This window comes from Bacteroidota bacterium (assembly GCA_016715425.1).
Classification (GTDB): Bacteria; Bacteroidota; Bacteroidia; order Chitinophagales; family BACL12; genus JADKAC01.
In genome coordinates this window covers 1-20,245 of sequence record JADKAC010000002.1, presented here as the reverse complement: position 1 = coordinate 20,245, position 20,245 = coordinate 1, and the positions used below count along the sequence as shown (strand labels likewise).

The 20,245-nt window shown below is 35.6% G+C and carries 14 protein-coding genes and 6 pseudogenes; 1 reads left to right on the top strand and 19 read right to left on the bottom strand.

All coding sequences use genetic code 11. The annotated features are described in order from the left end of the window. Nucleotides 1-61: 61 nt before the first annotated feature. The gene (locus tag IPN31_01935; protein MBK8680668.1) at nucleotides 62-772 is read left to right on the top strand and encodes a DUF421 domain-containing protein; all 711 of its coding nucleotides are present in this window, start codon (nucleotides 62-64) and stop codon (nucleotides 770-772) included. Nucleotides 773-1,335: 563 nt separating this feature from the next. On the opposite strand, the gene IPN31_01930 is transcribed toward IPN31_01935, so the two are convergent. The 19 genes and pseudogenes from IPN31_01930 to IPN31_01840 all read right to left on the bottom strand — a co-directional run. Beyond that, a complete protein-coding gene (locus tag IPN31_01930; GenBank protein MBK8680667.1) occupies nucleotides 1,336-1,758 on the bottom strand; it encodes a hypothetical protein in 423 nt (140 codons plus the stop codon). After that, nucleotides 1,755-2,240 carry a radical SAM protein gene (locus IPN31_01925; protein ID MBK8680666.1) on the bottom strand — a complete coding sequence of 162 codons (486 nt, stop codon included), beginning with the start codon at nucleotides 2,238-2,240 and terminating at the stop codon, nucleotides 1,755-1,757. Before IPN31_01925 ends, IPN31_01930 begins: the two co-directional genes overlap by 4 nt. Continuing rightward, nucleotides 2,237-2,596 (bottom strand): hypothetical protein, encoded by a 360-nt coding sequence (locus tag IPN31_01920; GenBank protein MBK8680665.1) that lies wholly within the window; start codon nucleotides 2,594-2,596, stop codon nucleotides 2,237-2,239. Before IPN31_01920 ends, IPN31_01925 begins: the two co-directional genes overlap by 4 nt. A gap of 853 nt (nucleotides 2,597-3,449) precedes the next feature. Then, nucleotides 3,450-3,837: pseudogene (locus IPN31_01915) on the bottom strand (Eco47II family restriction endonuclease). A gap of 499 nt (nucleotides 3,838-4,336) precedes the next feature. Next, nucleotides 4,337-5,473: pseudogene (locus tag IPN31_01910) on the bottom strand (efflux RND transporter periplasmic adaptor subunit). A 9-nt stretch (nucleotides 5,474-5,482) separates the two neighbouring features. Next, a pseudogene (locus IPN31_01905) lies at nucleotides 5,483-9,828 on the bottom strand (CusA/CzcA family heavy metal efflux RND transporter). A gap of 91 nt (nucleotides 9,829-9,919) precedes the next feature. Further along, nucleotides 9,920-10,306, bottom strand: a complete 387-nt coding sequence (locus IPN31_01900; GenBank protein MBK8680664.1) for a hypothetical protein — start codon at nucleotides 10,304-10,306, stop codon at nucleotides 9,920-9,922. Nucleotides 10,307-10,659: 353 nt separating this feature from the next. After that, nucleotides 10,660-11,245: pseudogene (locus IPN31_01895) on the bottom strand (HNH endonuclease). Continuing rightward, a pseudogene (locus IPN31_01890) lies at nucleotides 11,220-12,044 on the bottom strand (site-specific DNA-methyltransferase). Before IPN31_01890 ends, IPN31_01895 begins: the two co-directional pseudogenes overlap by 26 nt. Nucleotides 12,045-12,496: 452 nt before the next feature. Further along, nucleotides 12,497-12,796: a hypothetical protein gene (locus tag IPN31_01885; GenBank protein MBK8680663.1), complete on the bottom strand. Its 300-nt coding sequence runs from the start codon at nucleotides 12,794-12,796 to the stop codon at nucleotides 12,497-12,499. Next, on the bottom strand, nucleotides 12,789-13,307 hold the full coding sequence (locus IPN31_01880) for a TerB family tellurite resistance protein (GenBank protein MBK8680662.1): 519 nt from the start codon (nucleotides 13,305-13,307) through the stop codon (nucleotides 12,789-12,791). The genes IPN31_01885 and IPN31_01880 overlap by 8 nt, the downstream gene beginning before the upstream one ends. 11 nt (nucleotides 13,308-13,318) lie before the next feature. Beyond that, nucleotides 13,319-15,125 (bottom strand): annotated as a pseudogene (locus IPN31_01875) (AAA family ATPase). Further along, nucleotides 15,125-16,183 carry a hypothetical protein gene (locus IPN31_01870; protein ID MBK8680661.1) on the bottom strand — a complete coding sequence of 353 codons (1,059 nt, stop codon included), beginning with the start codon at nucleotides 16,181-16,183 and terminating at the stop codon, nucleotides 15,125-15,127. Before IPN31_01870 ends, IPN31_01875 begins: the two are co-directional and overlap by 1 nt. A gap of 77 nt (nucleotides 16,184-16,260) precedes the next feature. Beyond that, nucleotides 16,261-17,673, bottom strand: a complete 1,413-nt coding sequence (locus IPN31_01865; protein ID MBK8680660.1) for an Hsp70 family protein — start codon at nucleotides 17,671-17,673, stop codon at nucleotides 16,261-16,263. A 19-nt stretch (nucleotides 17,674-17,692) separates the two neighbouring features. After that, nucleotides 17,693-18,121 (bottom strand): hypothetical protein, encoded by a 429-nt coding sequence (locus IPN31_01860; protein MBK8680659.1) that lies wholly within the window; start codon nucleotides 18,119-18,121, stop codon nucleotides 17,693-17,695. 73 nt (nucleotides 18,122-18,194) lie between these two features. Beyond that, complete coding sequence (locus tag IPN31_01855) at nucleotides 18,195-18,599, bottom strand: hypothetical protein (GenBank protein MBK8680658.1); 405 nt, start codon at nucleotides 18,597-18,599, stop codon at nucleotides 18,195-18,197. A gap of 16 nt (nucleotides 18,600-18,615) precedes the next feature. Continuing rightward, entirely contained in the window at nucleotides 18,616-19,152 is a 537-nt protein-coding gene (locus tag IPN31_01850) for a hypothetical protein (protein MBK8680657.1), read from the bottom strand. A 245-nt stretch (nucleotides 19,153-19,397) separates the two neighbouring features. Then, nucleotides 19,398-20,087, bottom strand: a complete 690-nt coding sequence (locus IPN31_01845) for a hypothetical protein (protein ID MBK8680656.1) — start codon at nucleotides 20,085-20,087, stop codon at nucleotides 19,398-19,400. Next, a partial coding sequence (locus IPN31_01840; protein ID MBK8680655.1) for a hypothetical protein occupies nucleotides 20,088-20,245 on the bottom strand: 158 nt, incomplete at its 5' end.

Below are 20,245 nucleotides of genomic sequence, written 5' to 3'. Positions count from 1 at the left end.
ATAACATGCAGCATAACACAATCGATTTATTGAATACATTAACTCGCTAAATTTAATTTACATGTATTTTTTATTGACTTCAACAGCGTTCAATTGGAAAGAGTTAATGTTAGGAGGAGAAAATTGGAATTTTCTCCCCGAGACTGTTTTGCGCACTTTTATAATGTTTATTATAATATTAGTAGGCCTCCGGTTATTGGGTAAACGTGGGGTTAAGCAACTATCAATATTTGAACTCGTAGCTATTATCAGTTTAGGCTCGGCAGCAGGTGATCCAATGTTTTATAAAGATGTAGGAATTTTACCTGCTCTAATTGTTTTTATAATGATAGTTGGCCTCTACAGCTTTATTACTTATCTAATTGGGAAGAATCAAAAATTCGAAAGGCTGATGGAAGGAAAGCCTATCTTTCTAATTAGGGATGGTATATTTTTAATTAAAAATTTTACAAAAGAAACGTTAGGGGAAGATGAGTTTTTTGCTGAGCTTCGGATGCAAGGTGTTTCACAGCTAGGTCAAATTGAGCAAGCGATTATTGAAAGTTCCGGTAGCATCAGCATTTTTTATTTTCCTAACCTGGAAGTAAAATATGGATTGCCAATCATGCCTGATTCTTTGGAATTCTCCAGCCAAATAATTATTGAAACTGCACACTATGCATGTACCTTTTGCGGTTATACGGTAAAATTGGAAGCTACTACAAAATATACTTGTCCAGAATGCAATAAATCCAAGTGGGTCAAGGCTAGTAATAAGAAACGTATACAGTAAAATTCATTTAAGTGAGTTGAAAGTAAATACTGCTTTGTATCATTTTGTTTCTTATTCTGTTGCCGTCATTTTAAAATTTACAAAATAAAATATGGTTACAACAAATGGTGCCCAACGTCAGTCCGTCTAAAAACCTCCATTCTTTTTTAAAGATAATAATTCTTGCTTTTAAAAACTTATTGAAAGCGGTATAAGTGGTTTGCAGTAATGCTTTTTTAAAAGAATAATTTCTGTGCTGAAAAAAATAATTTGTTCTAAGTTATTACTAATTAATTCGGCCTGATTCCTATTTGTTTCTTGTATGTATTCCATACATAAATTGCAATTCATAACCTATAAATTGAAGTTACTATTCAACAAAAATGTGTGGGTAGTTTTTAGACAGTTTGAACGTTTTGCAGCTACCCGAAGGGCGGGAGTTTTACCACAAAACCTGATTTGAAAAACTAAACTTCCATTAACCACTAAACTGTCTTTGGAACACGAAACCCCGCCTTTTGGGTAGGTGCTGTTATAGCCAGTGCTTCCTTGTCTCGTGAGTAATGTCGTCCGTATTTTCATTTTTAATTTAGAGTCGTAATTGTATTTCTCCAGTCGGTTAATAGAAGTTCAAATGTGTCATATTTGTCGATGCTTAAGCCGTCTTTAGTAAATGAATTTTTTCTTAGCGTTTTGTCTATGCCAATAAAGCCATAGTCATTGTCCCATTCCTCATTGTCAAATAGAAATGGGAGATTAAGATATTTCTTTGATTCACTTGAAATGCGTATTGGAATTTCCTTGTGATTTTTTTCTATCCATTGATTAAGTGTTGACCACTCATTGTCGGTAAGCACATATTTTCCTTTATGCCACATTGGTAAAAGAAGAAGTTCAAATGCACCGTATTCAAGAAATAATGACTTTAAGTCGTCAAGATGATTTACTGTAAGTTTATTAATTACAGCATTAATACCAAATGGAATTTGTCCGTTTAGAAGTTTCAATTTCGGCAACAAGTTGTCGAGGGGCTTTTTCTTAATTGGCTGTAAATTGGTTCAATGCCATCTATTGAAACTCGAATAAATGAAATGTAGTCTTTGAGTTTTGAAATAAAGTCTTCACTAAGGTTGTGTCCGTGAGTAGTTATGCTTATACCCAATTGAGTTTCTTTCCAAATTGTTTTGCAGATTTCAATTAAGTCTGGATGTAAAGTCGGTTCGCCACCTCCAAAGGCAATGTCGAAAGTCCCCAGTTTATCAAAATGTTTGCAATAGGAAATTATATCTTCTTTTTTTAGATAACGGTCTTTAAGATTAACATAGCAATATGAACAAGTGAAATCACACTCGTCTGTAATGGCTACGCTGACTGTCCTAGGTGCAATACTATAAGCTGACGGTTTTGTTTTAACCTCATCTAAAAGTATGTGTGTTCCACTTTTTCGACAGTAGTAATGAAGTCCCTGTGGTTCAACTCTTGCTTTCATTCTACAACAATTTTGTCAGCACCGGCAAATCTCATTAGCTTTATGATGCCACCAATGTTGTTTGAGCGGAAATGAGAAATTGTGATGGTTCCATCATTTCTGTTAATGTCAGGTGCGTTGTCAATACCACTTTCAATTTCTTCTGCAAAAATTCCGATATAAGGAATGTCTGCGTGAAAATGAGCGGCCCAATGTTCATTAAATTCTTTTAAAGATGGGTGTCGCTCTTCCCAAGAAGAAAGTGCAAAATCCTCAATCATTGCATATGCTTTTTCTGCATCGTCAATGTTTGTGAATGTCCCGATGATTGAAATGTTGCTCGAATGGGAGCTGTTGAATTCTTTCCAAATTTTCATTGTGTTGTTGTTTTAATTGTTAAAATTTATATTCTGTTGTCGTCTGTTAGCATTGGCTATAACGGTTTGCGGCTTGGCGAAGGTGGCGATTTTACCACAAATGTTGATACGAAGCACGAACTTCAAATTTATGAAAAAGTTTCATACGAAGCACTGAACCGCCACTTTTGCCAAACCGCTGTTATCTGTCGTTCTTTTTCGTCCGTTCTTTTGGTTCAATTTTCTCTAAATTTGTAACCATTGTATAAGGTTAAACTACTTGGTTATGAGTGAATATTTATCATTGTCAGAAGCTTAGAAAGGGAGGGTTGTGGCGGTGAAAGTCAAAGTGGTTTTCGTAGAGGGTAAAAACGGCTTGGCTGGTTTTTATTTGCAAGAGTTTAAAAAGAATCCACAATTTGTATTGGCGAAAACGTTCGTGTTGTTAAGCCGAAAATGGAAAAGTTGCAAGGAATGGTCATTTTGATGAAAGGGCGGGTGAAAGTTAATTTAATGTTCCACAAAAGGGAATTAGAAGTTGACAACAAAAAAGGTAACCACGGAGGTTCAAACACAGTAAAATGAAGTATTGGATTTAGTGCCACCGGATGCGTTTTGCCTTTGGAAATTCAGAAATCTTTAAGGAAGTTTTCATCTTGGCGGCGGAAAATGAACTTGCAAGAAGTTGGTGGGACTTTTTTGCTTTAACTTGGCCTGCCCAAACCATAGTTCGTGGCCAACAAACTTTCCCATGTTGGAAATTGGTCTGTTGCCAACAGTATAAACAGATTGGAAACTGTTCCTGTAATTTTAGGAGAGGACGAATTAACCAATTTAACGAGGTAAGGAAATTTTCTATTGACTTAAATAATCTTTAATGCTTTTGGTAAGCCTTGTACAACTGCAATAGGGCATCTTGTTGTCCTGAAAGCAAAGCAAAATTGGTCCCGAAATTTTATAAACTCGGCTGTGACTATATTCTTTCCCGTTGATTTCGCCTTTCAAAGTTCATAAAACTATTTTCGCTAAATCTGAACCCAATAACTTTTTTTTTGTAGTCGTCTGCATATCGAGCCAATTTCTGAAACAGACTTTCTGCCGAGCTACTGTTCATTGTGTTGTGCTTATTTTTGATGTCGGCAAACAAAGTTCGTCCGTTGCTAATGTCAAAACCGCTTAAATTGCCAACTTCAAACTTTTATTCGCCAAATCGTGAGTCCAAGTGATTGATTGTCAATTTGTCTCAAAATTTCAGATTGGATAAGACTTCTTTCGCAATATCGTTGAACTTTGCATAAAAGTTAACTTGATAGTATCAACCTATTTGAGTAAATTGTGTGAAAACACAGTTTTCTTAATTCTTGGCGTTACAATTCGGTCGCTAAGTTAAGGTTTTTTGTCTAATGTTTTTCGGTCGTTGAAGTCAGCACGATGGTCGGGTAGAATGACAGATAACGTTTTGCGGCTTGGCGAAGGTGGCGATTTTCACCACAAATGTTGATACGAAGCACTACTGTTTGTTGACCCACAAAACTGTCATACGAAGCACTGAACCGCCACTTTTGCCAAACCGCTGTTATCAGCTACCCTTCTGTCCGTCCGAAGTGCTGTCGTGTCAAGTTTGCACGGAACTGTTGCACTGTCCCTGTGCGTTTGCTTGCACTCTCTTTTGCTTTTTTTTGTTGGTCGGTGCTATGGCAAAAAAGCAAATGTGAGTGCAAAAGCGTTGGCATTAGTAGCGGTGTCCTTTGTCGTTCCAATCTATTCCTCCTCTTGGTTTTTCATTTTCATTAGCAAAGTATAAGCTCCTTGGGTAACGAAAGTTTTGTTTGAAATGTCTGTGCTGTCGGCAAAGGTTATTTGAGTAAAACCCAACTCTGTGTTTTGTGTAGTTACGGGTTGCATTTCAAATTTGTTTTGTCTGTTTGAGTAAAAACATATTGCTTGCCTTCAAAGCGAACTATGCCGTCATTGGAAATTACAAAAGCGTTGTTAGTAGCAACTTCAACTTCTGCATTCATATACATTCCGGGGAATTAAAGTTTTGTCGTATTGTTCAAAATGGCTTTGCACCTGAATGGTTCTTTCGGGTGTTACATCTTTGCCGATGAGAATAATTTCGCAAGTATATTTTTTGCTTGGGTTGGTGTTGTTGTAAGCAAATATTTTTTGTCCGATTGAAATTTTATACAAATCCTTTTCAAAGATGGTAAGCGTTAAATGAATGTCGGAAGGGTTTACCAATTCAAATAACACATCGGTCGGTGTTACATACTTTCCGATATTTTGTTTTACCTGTGAAACAAATCCGTCAATGGGTGAAACAATGCTGATGGATTTTGAAATTGTGTTTTCGTTCAGCGTTGTCGGGTTGATGCCGATGAGTTTTAATTTTTCTTCTAAGGACTTAATCAGAATTTTTTGTGAGAGATATTCGGTTTGTGCTGCCTGAAAAACTTTGTCGCTGCTGGCTTTACTTGCATTCAAATCTTTCTGACGATTGTATTCTGCTTCAATAGAAGTGAAGTGTGCTTTAGCCGTTAAGTAATCCTGTTGCAGTTGAATGTATTGCTGGTCTTCCATTGTGGCAATTACTTCGCCTTTGCTGATGTGCATTCCTGCCAACAATTTTGTTGAACGCAAATAACCGCCCATTGGAACGCTGACTGAAACCATATTTTGTGGCGGCACTTCAATTTTCCCATTCACTTTTAGCAATGAAGAAATATTGCGTTGCTCAATTTTTCCTGTTTTGATTTCGGAGTTTTTGAGTTGTGCATCTGTAAGTTCAACGGTTGTTTCGTTTGAGGTTTCTTCCGTTCCTGTTGTTTCTGTTTTCTTGTCTCCGCAAGAAGTGAGAATTGAAAACGCTATTGCTATGATGGTATATTTTGTCATGATTGAAATTTATTTAGAAGTTAAGAAATTGAGTTGAATGATTGTTTGATTCAGTGAGTTTACTGCATCGGTGTAATTGCTTTGAATTGAAACTGCATTATTAATTAGCATAGTCCATTCCAAATAATTGATGTCGCCATTTGCAAATTGCTCATTCGCGGTTTTGGTAATGATATTTGCATTTTGCAAAGCGGTTTCCTCAAAATATTTTACAGTTTGCAGTTGTGTTTGATAGTTCTTGTAAGCGGTTTGTAATTCGGTTTTCATAGCTTGCAAACCCAACTGATAATTGTTTTCAGAAATCAACTGCAAAGTTTTTGACGAATTGATTTTTGCTTTTTGCGAACCGAAAAACAAAGGAACTCCAATACCAAACTGCACCGAATTAAACCTTTCGGACTTAGGATATAAAACATTATCTGCTCCTGTGCCTTGAATACTTTGGTTGCTGTAACCTAAATTTAATTCTGGCAACAATTTTTGTTTTTGCAGTTGAGTGTTTACCAACGAAATTGTTTTTTGATGTTGCAAAACTTTTAGTTGAGGATGGTTGCTGATGGCTGATGTGTCCAACATTGCAGTAAAAGCAAGTTTTGGATTGTCTGCCGTTGGAGTAAAAATAGTTTGCGTATTCAGCAATACTTGAAATTGCAGTTGCAAAATTTCAATATCGCTGTTCAACTGGTTTAGTTGAATGGTAATTTGTCCTCGTTGTGTTTCGGCTGTTGTTTTTTCTAAGATGTTGCTTTCGCCTTTGGCGAAACGCAAATTTGCTTTATCCAAAAACGAAGCGTACACACTGTCGTTTTGCAAAAGAATTTTTCTTTTCTCACCTAGATAAATCAGTAGTAAAAAACTTCGCTGACTTGCTTTTTCAACTCTGCTTCCTTTACTGCAATATTCAGCACACTGCTTTTGTAAGTTTCGTTTTGCAAAGATTTTTGTTTTGCATAAACAGTAGGGAAACTGATGGACTGTGAAATGCCAAATTTGGTGTCTTTGTAAAAGCTGTTGAACTGTCCGTATTCGCCTGTGAGCGAAGTTTTCGGAATATCAACGGCTGCGGCTTTTAGTTTCTTTTGATACTCGGCATTGAGCATTTCATTCTTCACCGATAAATTATTTTTCAAAGCGGTGTCAATTGCAGTTTGCAAATTGATTGGCGTTTGTGCGTTTGCATTTTGCAAAGAAAAAAGTGTGAGTAATAAAATGGTTGCCGCAACTATTGTGTTTCCGTTTGCAGATTTTTTCTTTCCGATTTTCTCAAACAAAATGTAGAGAACAGGTAAAACGAAAAGCGTCAAGAAAGTTGCAATCAAAAGTCCACCGATTACAACGGTTGCTAATGGTCGTTGCACTTCTGCACCTGCACCGTTGCTTAATGCCATTGGTAAAAAACCAAGTGATGCAACAAATGCTGTCATTAGCACGGGTCGCAAACGGTGTTTTGTTCCCTGCAAAACAATTTGTTTGGTGTCTGTTTCTCCTTCGGCTTTTATGCGGTTAAATTCTGCAATCAAAACAATTCCATTCAGCACCGCTACACCAAACAAAGCAATGAAACCAATTCCTGCACTGATGCTGAAAGGCATTCCTCTGAAAAACAGAAATAAAATTCCACCAATAGCAGAAAGCGGAATTGCGGAATAAATAAGCAGTCCTTGCTTGATAGAGCCAAAAGCAAAATAGAGAAACAGAAATATGAGAAGTAAAGAAAGTGGCACTGCAATAGACAAACGTTTTTTTGCAGCTTCTAAATTTTCAAATGCCCCACCGTAAGTAATATAATAGCCCGATGGAAGTTTTAAGTCTTTTTCAATTTGCTCTTGCAAATCTTTTACAATACTCTGCACATCTCTGCCGTTTACATTGAAGCCAACAATAATTCTTCGCTTGGCATCATCACGCTGAATTTGATTTACACTTTCCTGAATGGAAACATCGGCAACTTGGTAGAGGGGAATTTGTGTTCCCTGTGAAGTTGGGATTAAGAGGTTTTGCACATCCTCTAAATTCTGTCGGTTTTCACCTGCAAGGCGAACTACCAAATCAAAACGCTTTTCATCTTCAAAAACCTGTCCGCTACTTTGCCCTGCAAACGCAGTGTTCACCACTCGATTGATGTCAGCAATATTTAAACCGTATTGAGCAATGATGTTGCGTTTGTAACTTATTATTACTTGCGGTAAACCGTCAATAGGTTCTACATAAATATTTTCTGCACCGTCAATTTTACTTGCAACATCACCCAACAACTTTGAATATTTTGAAAGTGTGTCTAAGTTTTCACCAAATATTTTGCAAACCACATCTTGCTTTGCACCAGTCATTAATTCATTAAAACGCATGGCAACAGGATATTGAAAACTGTAAGTAACGCCTGGCACATCTTGCAATGCTTTGGTCATTTTCTCAGCCAACTCTTCCCATGTTTCGGCTGAAGTCCATTCCGATTTGTCTTTTAATATAATCATCATGTCACTTGCTTCCATTGGCATAGGGTCGGTTGGAATTTCACCGCTTCCAACTTTACCAATTACTTTTTCTACTTCGGGAAATTCCTTTTTGAGAATATGTGCCGCTTTCAAACAAGCATCAGTTGTGGTGTTGATGTTGCTTCCTGTAAGCACCCGTGTTTCTACTGCAAAATCTCCTTCGGGTAATTCTGGAATAAACTCACCGCCCATTTTTGAGAAAACAAAAAGCGAAATCAGCAAAAGGGAAACCGAGACCCCAATCACCGTTTTAGGAAAATTCAAAACTCTCTGCAAATACTTTTGATGAATGCGTTCCAAAACGCCCATCATTCTGTCAGAGATATTTTTCTTGTGAGAAATATTTTTGGAAAGAAATAATGCACTCATCATAGGAATGTAAGTGAGTGAAAGAATAAATGCACCCAACAAAGCAAAGGCAACGGTCTGTGCCATTGGCTTAAACATTTTTCCTTCAATACCTTCTAAAGTAAAAATGGGTAAATACACCGCAAGGATTATCAACTCGCCAAAAACGGCTGCATTTCGCATACGAGTTGAAGTGTTGTAAACAATGTCGTCCATTTGTAGTTGTGAAACTTTCTTTTGACTTGATATGTGCAATTGAAACATACACGCCTCAACTATAATTACTGCTCCGTCCACAATTAAACCGAAGTCCAAAGCACCTAAACTCATTAGGTTTCCACTTACTCCAAACATATTCATCAGTATAACTGCAAATAGCATAGATAAAGGAATTACAGAGGCAACGATGATACCTGCTCTTAGATTGCCAAGAAACAAAACAAGAATGAGGATTACAATCAATGCTCCTTCCAACAAATTTTTTGAAACTGTGCCGATAGCACTGTTCACCATTTTTGTTCTGTCTAAGAATGGTTCTATTACAACTCCTTCGGGTAAAGTTTTTTCAATTTGTTTGATGCGTTCTTTTACATTTTCAATAACTGCACTGCTGTTTTCTCCTTTCAGCATCATCACTACTGCACCTGCTGCTTCGCCTTCATCATTGTAAGTCATGCCACCGTAACGAATAGCGGTGCCAATGCGAACTTCTGCCACATCGTTTATTAAAAGCGGAGTGCCGTTGGAAGTGTTTTTTACCACAATATTTTTTATATCATCAATGTTTCCGATTAAACCCTCGCTTCGGATATACAACACGGTTGATTTTTTTTCAATGTATGCACCGCCTGTATTTCCGTTGTTGTTTTCCAAAGCGGTGAATACATCGTTAATGGTAATGTTGAACGATTTTAATTTGTTGGCATCAACAGCAATTTCATATTGTTTCAACTTGCCACCAAAGCTGCTCACATCGGCAACACCTTTCACACCTAACAATTGTCTGCGAACAATCCAGTCCTGAATTGTCCGTAATTCGGTTGCATCGTATTTTGTTTCGTAACCGTGTTTGGCACGAATTACATACTGATAGATTTCTCCCAAGCCCGTTGTAACTGGTGCCAATTCGGGTGAGCCAAGTCCTTTTGGGATTTGCTCTTGTGCAATTTTTAATCGTTCCGTTACTTGTTGCCTTGCCCAATAAACATCTACATCATCATCAAAAACAATGGTGATGAGTGAAAGTCCGAACCGTGAAAAACTGCGGATTTCTTTTAGTCCGGGAATGTTGCTGTTGGCTTGTTCAATTGGGAAAGTTATGAGTCGTTCAATGTCGGGTGCTCCCAATGAAGGTGCGGAAGTGATTACCTGCACTTGGTTGTCGGTGATGTCGGGCACGGCATCAATAGGCAGTTTTGTAAATTGGTAACTGCCGTAACCAATGAGGGCTAAAATGAAAAGCCCGATGATGAGTTTGTTCTTTATAGAGAACGCAATTATTTTATTGAGCATGATTTTGATGTTAATGAAATGAATGAAAACTGGCGGTGCGTTAGCACCGTCAGCAATTTTTTTGTTCCGCATTAACAGAACTCACAAATCATTAACTGATTTTTGGCGGTTGCCAAATGTTGCTGATGGCAACAGTAGAATAAAAACCTCCGTTGTAGATAGGAGAAACTTTGCCCTGAAAAGTAATTGGTCGTGAAATAGTAAAGGGAGTAAGGTTCACAAAAGCAATAGACACATGAGCAGTAGCACAGTCATTTGTCTTGAAAGGTAAGTTGTCGTGTTCGTGGTGGTCGTTGTCCGAATGCTCTGGGGTGCTGCTGTAATGGTCGCTAAGAAAATGGAGAAACGATTTGTCTTGTTCGTCTTGATGATGCGATAAGTAATGATGAATGAGAACTGGCAACTTCAATAGCTGATGCAATTCTGTGTTTGCTGTCAGAAATACAAAGAGAAATGATATTGCGATTAGCTTTTTCAACGGAGCAAATATACGTTAAAATATTGTCGGTTTTGCAGAATGTTGTCGGTGGAGCGGTGGGGTTGGGCTAAATTAAATGTGCTGCAAAAGCGTTGGCTTGTGTGTAGCCTTGCAGCTCTTTTAATTTTGCGAAGGGTTAGCCAAACGGCTTTGCCGAAAATTGCATTGTCGGTCGGTTTATGTCGGTCGGTTAATGGTCGCATTGTCGGGTCTTAGGGTTGCTGATAACGTTTTGCAGCTACCCGAAGGCGGTTAAAGATACTACTAAAATTAAATACGAAGCAATAATTATAGAGTATCACAATTTTTCTTACGAAGCAATAACCCCTTTGGGTAGGTTATGTTTGCCGTTCTTATTTCTTCCATTCAATATGACCATTTATATTGTTCTTTTCAAACACTTCTAATATTTCAGCACAGAATTTTTGAAGAGTATTGTCTTCTTGCACTTTTGCTAATTCATAAAGTCGGATAAACATTTTCTTTCCCGTTTCAGTTTGTTTGAAGTTCTTTTTTAGAAAGTTGTGTTGAGCACACAAAGTTTGTCCGTTTTCAATGGTTGCTTCTCCACCAAAATCTTTTGCTTTTATGTGGTCAACGTGCAATTCAACTCCGTCTTGTTTTCCTCTTCCACAAATTACACATTTGTAGTTATCTCTTTCTAAAATTTCTTTTTTCTGTGCAGTTGTAAAATCCTCTAACTCTCTATTATGAACATATTCAGGGTCATAACGATAAACACCTTTTGCAACTTTTATTAAAAATCCTTTTTGTGATAAAGAACGAATACCTCTGTCTGGATCTCAAAAACTTCTCCCGTTCTGCTTCTTAAATTCAGCTACAAGCCAATCTACTATTTCTTTGATGCGGAATGTCTCTTAATGGGTTGTTTATGAAAAATTCCTTGATTAAATCAAGTTGTGATATTTTCTCTGCCATTTAATTCAAAATTTAATGTTCCTGTTTCTTTTAAAATCCTATTTTTTGCTAACTCGCAATATTCGCTATCTAATTCAGTTCCTATTGCTTTTCTATTTAGATTTTGAGCAACTAAAAATGTTGTACCACTTCCTACAAATGGGTCAAAACTAGATCGTTTTCATAACTAAACAAGTTTAATGCAACTGTAAGGTAAATCTTTCGGAAATGGCGCTGGGTGTCCAATTCGTTTTTTTGCTCGCCATTAAATACCCAAACCCCTTGTGTCCAATCTTTAAATTCATCTCCTGTTACATCTGAAATTTTGCTACCATTTGTTTTTTCCATTCATCTTTATAAAGAACAACAATAAGTTCTACAGGTGCAATTACAACGGGCGCAGAAGCTGACTTCCAAGAACCCCAGGCTGTTCGTCTAGAAATATTGCCCTCATTCCAAATAATTGTTGTTTTATATTTCCAACCAACTTTTTGAGCAATTTTAGTCAAGTCAGCACCAACTGCTCTATGTCCACCTTTTGTTTTTTGTCAATGGAATATTTAAGCAAACCTTGCTTGCGTTTTGCTCCAATTAAAACAATTTTGCATCCATTTTTCTGAAAATTCAAGATACTGTTCGTAATTTAACTCATCATCATTTGAATTATATTCAATACCCACATTGTAGGGTGGCGAGGTAACAATTAAGTCAATAAATTGCTTGTTAAAGAGTTCTGTATTAAGTATATCACCGTGAAAAGCAAAGTATTTTTATGACGAAAATACTCTTTTCTAACTCCAAAGTTAGGCTCTTCTACCATATTTAAAACGTCTTCCGCTATTTCGTACATTATATTTATAATTTGTCTGTAAAGATACAATTTTTATTCTGGTTTCTCACTACGAACGTGTCGGTAGAATGGCACATAACGGTTTGCGGCTTTGCGAAGAAGCGGATTTCGGAGCTCAAAACTGTCAACATAGCACAAAAGTTGATGCGAGGTAGAATGTTCAATTAACCACTGAACCCGCTTTTTGCCAAACCGCTGTTACCTGCTGGCCTTCTGTCCACCGTGTCGCTGTATGCCTTGTCAATATTGAGTTTCTGTGTCATTGTCTGCTGTGTTTGTCGGGCTGTGTGTCGGTGTATTTTTATTTTTTTTGAAGCGTTGGGAAATTTTTTAAAAACAATTTTGTCTGCGTTGGCAAAGCAAGCTCTTTTGCAATTTTTGGTCTGTGCGTTGGCTTGTGTGAATTGCAAATGTGCTTGCTTTTAGGGCTGGCTTTCCTTTGGTTTCATAAATATTGATACTAAAAGTCCTATTCCTACAACTACGTCAACTATGTTCCACATCTGTCTGCCAAGTGCAATTTTAAAAAACGGTTGAAATAACAAAGCAAGTCCACCGTAAATTATCATTTCTGTTTGTCTGCCTTGCTGGTTTGCCTGATAAGCTAAGATTGCAAAGCCAATCAGTCCTGCGAACCTTACGAACTGATAAAAACCGTAAGGCATATCCAGTAAACAAGAGAAGAATAAAATAGCAAGTATTACCTTGATAAGTTTATTCATTTTTATTTGAGTCATTCTCATTCTTGATTAAATCAAATTGAGGTAATTCAGTTGTCTGAAAATACTGACTCGTGATTTTATCCAGAAAACCAACTGATATAATATCTTCTTCTATATATTGTTCAATAGCTGGAAATTGCATCAGTATTCTCTCATCGCTTACTTTCAAACCGTGCCTAATATTTTTAAAGAATTTAATTTCTGAATATTCAACCTGCTCGTCAGCGTTGATTGTTTTTAAAGCAAAGTCGATCAATGTCAATTCTTCTTCTTCCGTTAAAGTCGATGTTTTTAATAAGTCAAAATAGTATTGAATAAAAGCTTTACCACTGGTATTGATTTTATTTACAAGCAAATTGACTTCTTCGTGAAAATTAAAATTGCTGAATAATGGTGATTTTTCACACATCGAATTGATAAGGGCAACTTCTCTTTTATCTATGTGGCCATCTGATGCCATACAGCAAAAAGCTGTTTTAAGCAAAAGTTTGTCGAATGAAATTGTTTCCATTTTATTTTGTATTAAGGTTTAAAACCAATTCGTGGTCGTTCGTTTTTTTGTTCAATATTTTCGCCATCCATTTTTGCCTTAATGGTTTGGTATTTTCTTAATTCTTCTTTCGGAAAAAGGGTTAAATGATTTTATCACTTTCTCTAACAAACCTATGGTTATCCTTGAATCATCTGCCATTGCCATTGATGTAGCTTCATTAACTATTGATTCGATGTCTGAACTAACATAGTTTTCAGTCAGATTAGACAGTCTGTCGTAATCAATTCCAAAATCTAAGACCTTTTTTCTTTGATTTAAACTCATTTCAAAAAGTGCTTTTCTTAATTTAAAGTCAGGCGGTGGCAAATAAAATTTCTTTTCTAAACGACCAGACCTTAACATAGCTGGATCAATCATATCAGGTAATTGGTTGCGCCAATTATAAAAATACCTTTTCTCCTGTTCTGTCCATTTGAGCTAGCATTTCATTTACAGCACTTTTCGCCATTTCGTGGGAATCACTATCACGATTTGGTAGTAATTCATTTATTTCATCGATGAAAATAATTGTTGGAGCATTTTTCTCCGCATCTTCAAACATCTTAGCAATGTTTTCCTGAGTAGCATTTATATATCGACTTTTTAAAGTAGATGGTGTTGCTAACATAAAATTGAAACCAACTTCTTCGGCAAAATGCTTGGCAAAAAAGGTTTTTCCACAGCCAGGAGGTCCATACAAGACCATTCCATTTGGTATTTTAGCTCCATATCTTTCGGCTTTTTCAGGATTTTGTAAAACATCAATAACAGACCTTTTCATTTCCTTCTTCAAATCATCTAACCCTGCAATTGCATCAAATCCTTTTCCTTTGGCCTTTTGAGTTTTTATCTTTCTTTCGTCCTTGTTGTCTGACTTTACTTTTTGAATAGTGTCAACATCTTCAATTTCTATTTCACCATTTAAGCATTGAATGAATTCATTTGCAGATTGAAAACGGTTTTCAGGGTCTTGTTGCAGTGATTTTTTCAAAATTTTTAAAATGGAATCATCAAAGTCAACAATCTCTTCCGAAACTGAAGGAAACAAAATTGGCTTTTTGCGTTCTTCAATAAGAATATCTTCAGCTTTTGTTCTATCGGATTTAAATTTTGAAATGTCTTTAAACCAAGGTGGCATACCGAATAGTAAATGATACATTACAGTGCCTACTGAAAACAAATCAGATTGAGGGGAATAGAAACTGTTGAAACACTCTGAAGCTACATAATTCAAATTTAGGCCTTCTTTATTATATGCTTTTGAGGATTGGTGAAATGAACGGGCAAAACCAAAATCAATAATTTTTGCTTGTGGAATGTCTTCCGATAAATCAAGCATTATGTTTTGCGGTGTAATTTCATTATGAATAATTGGGTTAGGCAGACTATGTAAATAGTTTAATCCACTCAAAACAGCGGCAATAATTTGTTTTAAATCATAAACAGATTCAATTTTTTCACGACTAATTTTTTCAGCTAAAGTTTCACCAGCAATGAAATTAAGAATCAAATAACCAAATTTCTTACCCTCGTAAATTAACTCACCACTGTCTTTATATGAAACAATGTTTGGATGTTTGATTGATTTCAGAAACTCAATTTCAAGCAAATTGTTTTCGCTGTCAAATGCCGAACGGTTAAGTTTGGCATAATTAAAAGTTTGAGAAAATACAATTTACCGTCAGAACCTTTTGCTCGATATGTCTCAGCATTACTGCCCTGTTTAATGAATAGTAATACATTGTACTTTTCATCGAGTGAAAATCCTTTTGGTAATATGCCTTTAGTGATACTCATTAGCCTAAAGTTTCTTTTGGTTTTTCATTGTCAGGCATTAAGCCGATTATCTGTATAAGTACGTTTCGGATGCCAGATGTATTTCCATTTGTTGCCATTTGCAACCCTTGATTAAGTAGTTGTCTAGCCTTATTGGCATCTTTCCAATGGTAGGTGCTAAATTCTTCATTTATATGGCGTAAATATTGAACATCCATTGCATTACCAGTTACAGCATTTCTCAATTCAAAGTCCAATTGTCCTATTTCTCTAATAAGGTCTTTAGCTTCCTTAATGTTTTTATCCTTAATTGTGTGTTCAACTCTTTTTCTAAATTCTGTTAAGTGCGTTTCGAGCTGTTTCATATTTAAATTTTCGTCAGCACCATTGTTCTTGATTTTTTCAATTAAATCTTCTAGTTCAAAAAATGCTTCTTTTAATTCTTCTTCTACTTGAGGATATTGAGCTGATTTTTCTGCCCCATCCAATTTAAGTAGTTCCTTTCGCAAACCATCAAGTATTTTCATTTTGCCATCAGCACTCCCTTTTTCATTTTCTAATTGTTCTTCCAATGCTTCTAACTTTTCAGAAACATCATCAGCATTTACTGTCTGTGCCGTCCTTTTAGCTTTTAAAATTTCTTTATTTAGTAACTCTTCAGATGGCGGTTCCGTTTGTTTAATTTCAATCTTTAGTTCTTCTGTATGTTCTATGGTCGGAAATTCTGCTGTAAACTGCATTATTTGTGACCTGTCTACTTTAATCGTAATATTAACATCGCTACCTTCAGGAAGAAGTTTTGGCAAATTTTCACCGCTAATACTGACTTCATAAATGAAATTATTAAGGACTGGATTTGTACCTTCTGCATTGTAATCACCTTGATAAATTGGAATCCTTATTGTATTTTTTTCGTCACTTTTGCCAGGGACAATTGTTTGTCTTGTTTTCAAACCATTGACTACACCAGTTGCAGGAACTTTTTTGTTTTTTTCCAATCCCTTTACAGGTAAAAATAAATCTTTTTCTTCTGTGTGGAAGTGTTTTGCTATTCCTATATGATAGGGTAAAACTTGCATTCCATCTAATCCACCGATGCCTTGTATGATTGTAAATTGATTAGGTTGACATTCAATATTATTGCCATTTTCATCAGTTAATATAATTGCAAAAGTATTTGCTTCATCTTTTCCAGTTGAATTTCCTGAATTAGATTTACCTTATCTAGAGAGGGTTCTTTTTGTGTGCTCGACCAAGCTACACCTTTGCTGGTTCTGTCAAGTACTATAAATAATTTTTCAGGTATTTTACCTGTAGTTTTATCTTTTAATACCTTAAGATTTAGCATTTCATCAATATCAGCAGATGTTGCTTCATATTTCAAGTCTAATTGTAGTTTAGTTTTATCTCTTGTCTCTTCTTTTACTTCATCAGAAACTGAAATGGTAGATGCGAACAAAGCCGCACCTTTGGCAACAACTGTCATGGGATCAACAGAAGTATCTACGCTTTCTGTAATTTGTTCCTTTAGCATTCTTCTCAAAATAGGTGAAAACGTTGGACCACCAACCAATATTAAAGCACCTAAATCTGAACCTTTCAAATTATTACGTTTCAATAACCCTTTTGTAATATCAATAGCTTTTTGAAATATTGGCCCTAAAACTCTTTCAAGTTCAGACTCAGACAAATCAACTTCAATTTCAGGTTCTTCTCCATTTTCATCTTCAAATGGTAATGAACCGAGAGGTGAAATATAATTTATCTTGTCTTTGAATGACATTTCAATCTTAATTTCTTCAGCGAATGGTTTAATAGCTTCTCTTAAGATTTGCCTTTTATATGTATCTGCTATGATGGAATCAATTGAATAACTCTTTTGTAAGTTTGGTATTATTATTTCATCAACAATTGCTTCATCTAAATTCTTACCGCCTAACCAATTATCACCGTCCGTATCTTTTACTGAAAGTATACCTTCTTCTGATTTAACCAAAGCTGCATCAAATGTTCCCCCGCCAAAATCAAACACACACCAATAACTATCTTTATTTTTAGCTGTTAAACCATATGCGGTTGCCGCAGCAACCGGTTCTTGCAATAACTGAACGTGTTTAAAACCTGCTAATTTCGCAGCTTTCATTGTCGCTTCATTTTGTGGGTTTAGAAATTTTGCAGGAACAGTTATTACGATTGAATAAAGATTCTCATCTTGAATAAATGATTTTAGCTTTTTTAATACTTCTGCTGATAATTCTTCAGGAGTGAGATTTTTACTCATATTGGAACATTCGTAGTTATGCGTTGTTCCCATCGTCCGTTTGAACTCAATGAAGGTGTTTGTTTTTCCCGATTCAAATGTTTTTAATGCTCTGGTGTTGTCATTTTTCATTACATTAAAAGCTGTGTCACCAACCAATATATCTTGCCGTTTATTAAAGTGAACGCAAGAAGGAATCGTATCCTTTAAGGTTTCTGATTTCTTAATAGTTGGAACACCGTTTTCCATTCTTGCAATTGCTGAATTTGTTGTTCCGAGGTCAATGCCGTAATCAATCTTATTTCTCATTACTTTGTTTTTGTTAAGGTTAAATGCCAACAGATACTTCAATCTGGGCAGTTTGAATCATTTTTTCATTATAATTTACTTGTGGAATAAGCACCTTAGTGATTATTTCATTGTCTTTTTCAAGGTTTTCGTCAGGAATTGAACTTGTTACAATGACTTTCATTCCCTGATGATATTGTTTGCCTAAGAGTTCTGGCATTTCATATCCATTTGCAGAAAGATTATCTTTTAATTTCCCAACCGAGCGTTCTAACTGTTTTAAACCTTTTGTCCCTTTGTCCATTAGGATAATGTTTCTTTCAATTAAGTTGATTTCGCTCGCTACCTTTAATGCCAATGAGTGGTCAGGTTCTAAATTTGAATTCATTGAACTATCAGTTTTTTGTTTTGCCAATAGCTGCAACTGATTTTCAATTAGATCTGTTTGCTTTCCAAACTCCTTAATCAAGCTTTCTTCGATTGAGGCCTTGGTTTGACTTAGCTGTTCAACAACTTCAGATTTATCAATTTTTGGCGTTTACTCAAAAGCCAGTACAAAGACTTGAAAGTAAAATAGCTGAAAGCACTCCAATAATACCATAAAGTGAATTTTGGCTCAAAGATTCATCGACTTCCGTAATTTTTTGATTAGTGTTTGATTCAGTTGCCGAAATTTTTATTCCTAATTCATTTGCTGTTAACAAAATCGCATTGTTATTAGCCTGTGCTTGTGCTTTCAAGCTGTCAATGGTTCCAGATGTAACAAAAATTTGATTTTTCAAAAATGCTACTTCATCTTTTAGATTACTGTTTTGAATTTGAAGTGTTTGAATGCTGGATTTTAAAGGTTGTATTTCCTTGTATAAATCTTCCTTGGTTAAAGTTTCCGTTTGAGCCATTACGCTCTGGCTTGCCAAAAAAAGGAATGATATAAATATTTGTTTCATTGTCTTGTTATTTTAGTTACACTTTGATTAAAATAAAGAACAGAATAATACCCCGCCACCCATTTAATCCAATCTGGTATTTTTGAATATCGCCTGTAGTCGGCATTGCAACACTACCTTGTGCTTCCCAATAACTGATATATCTGACTTTGTTTTTTTGAGAGTAGTTTAATTTGCTCATTACGAATACTACCAAACTTTTATATTGGTTCAGGGTTGTCTGATTATTTACATTTTTGATTTTATCAATATTTTGGATTGGAATAACATTCTGAATTAATTCTACAACTTTATCCCAGTTGAGAGAATTTTCAATCATCTTCTCCACTTTGCTCCAATTTACAGTTTGATTGTATCCCAAAGGCATTGAAATAACCTTTGCATTTATCTCCGCTTTATTCGTTTCATAAGCATCTTTCACGGACTGTAATGCTTGAATCGCCTGTGAAATTTCTCTGTCCTTCATTTCAACCAGCGTATTGATACTGTCCTTAATCCTATCCTTTGCAAGATTACCAGCAGCAATAGTTTGGGCCTGTTTCGCTAATTTCAAAGCTAATTCAGCGTAATCATCATTACTGTCTTTTTCTTGATTTTCATTGAAATAATCAATACTGCATTGTAGAATTTCATTTGCAAGTTTGTCTGCTATTGAGGTGTATTTAATATCACTTATGCCAGTAATACTTTTAAGTTGTGTAAGGTCATTTGCTGTTGATGTAAACAGTTCTTGACCTGCCTTTGCGGCATTTGCTTTGCTTGATTTTCGTTTGTTTTTTGCTGTTTCAATTTTTTGTTCTATTTGTTCAATTGGTTTCTGAACAAATCTTTTTGAAAATCAGCTTTAGCAGCAAAGTCATAGTCGTTCAAATATTTTACGAGGTCTGCAAGTTTTTTATTATCTATATTTTCAAAAACGGTTTTTAGAAAGTTCAATTGGATTTCCTTTTTTGAAACTTTATATGTTTCATCAACGGCATCCTTTAAAAACTTCTCAAAATAATCACTCTCTATAAATTTTATATTGGCTACAATGGCACTTACAAATGCACCTTTACCACTTACTAAAGACAATACAGAGCTATTATGAAAAGCTGAATAATTTTTATCAGAAATAGATTTCCAAACTTTTTTTCCATCATCTTTGGTTTCAGTAGTTAGTTGTTCCCAAATTTGGTATGCACCTTCTATATCTCCGTCTTTAAGTGCTTCAATAGCTGCTTCATCAGAAATAGGCTTTCCATTCCAAAACCAAAACAATGCAGCATCCATTTTGTCATGGTCAAGGTTCAGTCTTGAAACAGCATCTTCTACACTATCAATATTCCGATTTAAACTACCAAGTATTGGAAAACTAAAATCGTCTTGTGATTCTTGTTCTGCTTCAATAAATTTCTTAAGCCTATTAATTTGCTTAGTCTGCTCCTTTGCTGTTGTGCCTACAAGCAAACCAACTGTCCTGAAAGGATTGTTTAATATAGTTTTCATTTATCTTCTTTCGGTTACGATGTAAAATTGCCAAGTATAGCCCATATTACTTTCCATATATTCAGTCCCAATGTTTGGAATAACACCTGGTGCAGAAGCACGATAATTATATGTTCCTGGACTTAGTGTAATTGTCCTTTTTTGTTTTGGTGAGAACG

Excerpts from the sequence above, each read along its gene's own strand:
- IPN31_01935 (MBK8680668.1), top strand. The coding sequence starts at position 62 with ATGTATTTTTTATTGACTTCAACAGCGTTCAATTGGAAAGAGTTAATG.
- IPN31_01925 (MBK8680666.1), bottom strand. The coding sequence starts at position 2,240 with ATGAAAGCAAGAGTTGAACCACAGGGACTTCATTACTACTGTCGAAAA.
- IPN31_01920 (MBK8680665.1), bottom strand. The coding sequence starts at position 2,596 with ATGAAAATTTGGAAAGAATTCAACAGCTCCCATTCGAGCAACATTTCA.
- IPN31_01885 (MBK8680663.1), bottom strand. The coding sequence starts at position 12,796 with ATGAATAAACTTATCAAGGTAATACTTGCTATTTTATTCTTCTCTTGT.
- IPN31_01880 (MBK8680662.1), bottom strand. The coding sequence starts at position 13,307 with ATGGAAACAATTTCATTCGACAAACTTTTGCTTAAAACAGCTTTTTGC.
- IPN31_01870 (MBK8680661.1), bottom strand. The coding sequence starts at position 16,183 with ATGCAAGTTTTACCCTATCATATAGGAATAGCAAAACACTTCCACACA.
- IPN31_01865 (MBK8680660.1), bottom strand. The coding sequence starts at position 17,673 with ATGAGAAATAAGATTGATTACGGCATTGACCTCGGAACAACAAATTCA.
- IPN31_01855 (MBK8680658.1), bottom strand. The coding sequence starts at position 18,599 with ATGAAACAAATATTTATATCATTCCTTTTTTTGGCAAGCCAGAGCGTA.
- IPN31_01845 (MBK8680656.1), bottom strand. The coding sequence starts at position 20,087 with ATGAAAACTATATTAAACAATCCTTTCAGGACAGTTGGTTTGCTTGTA.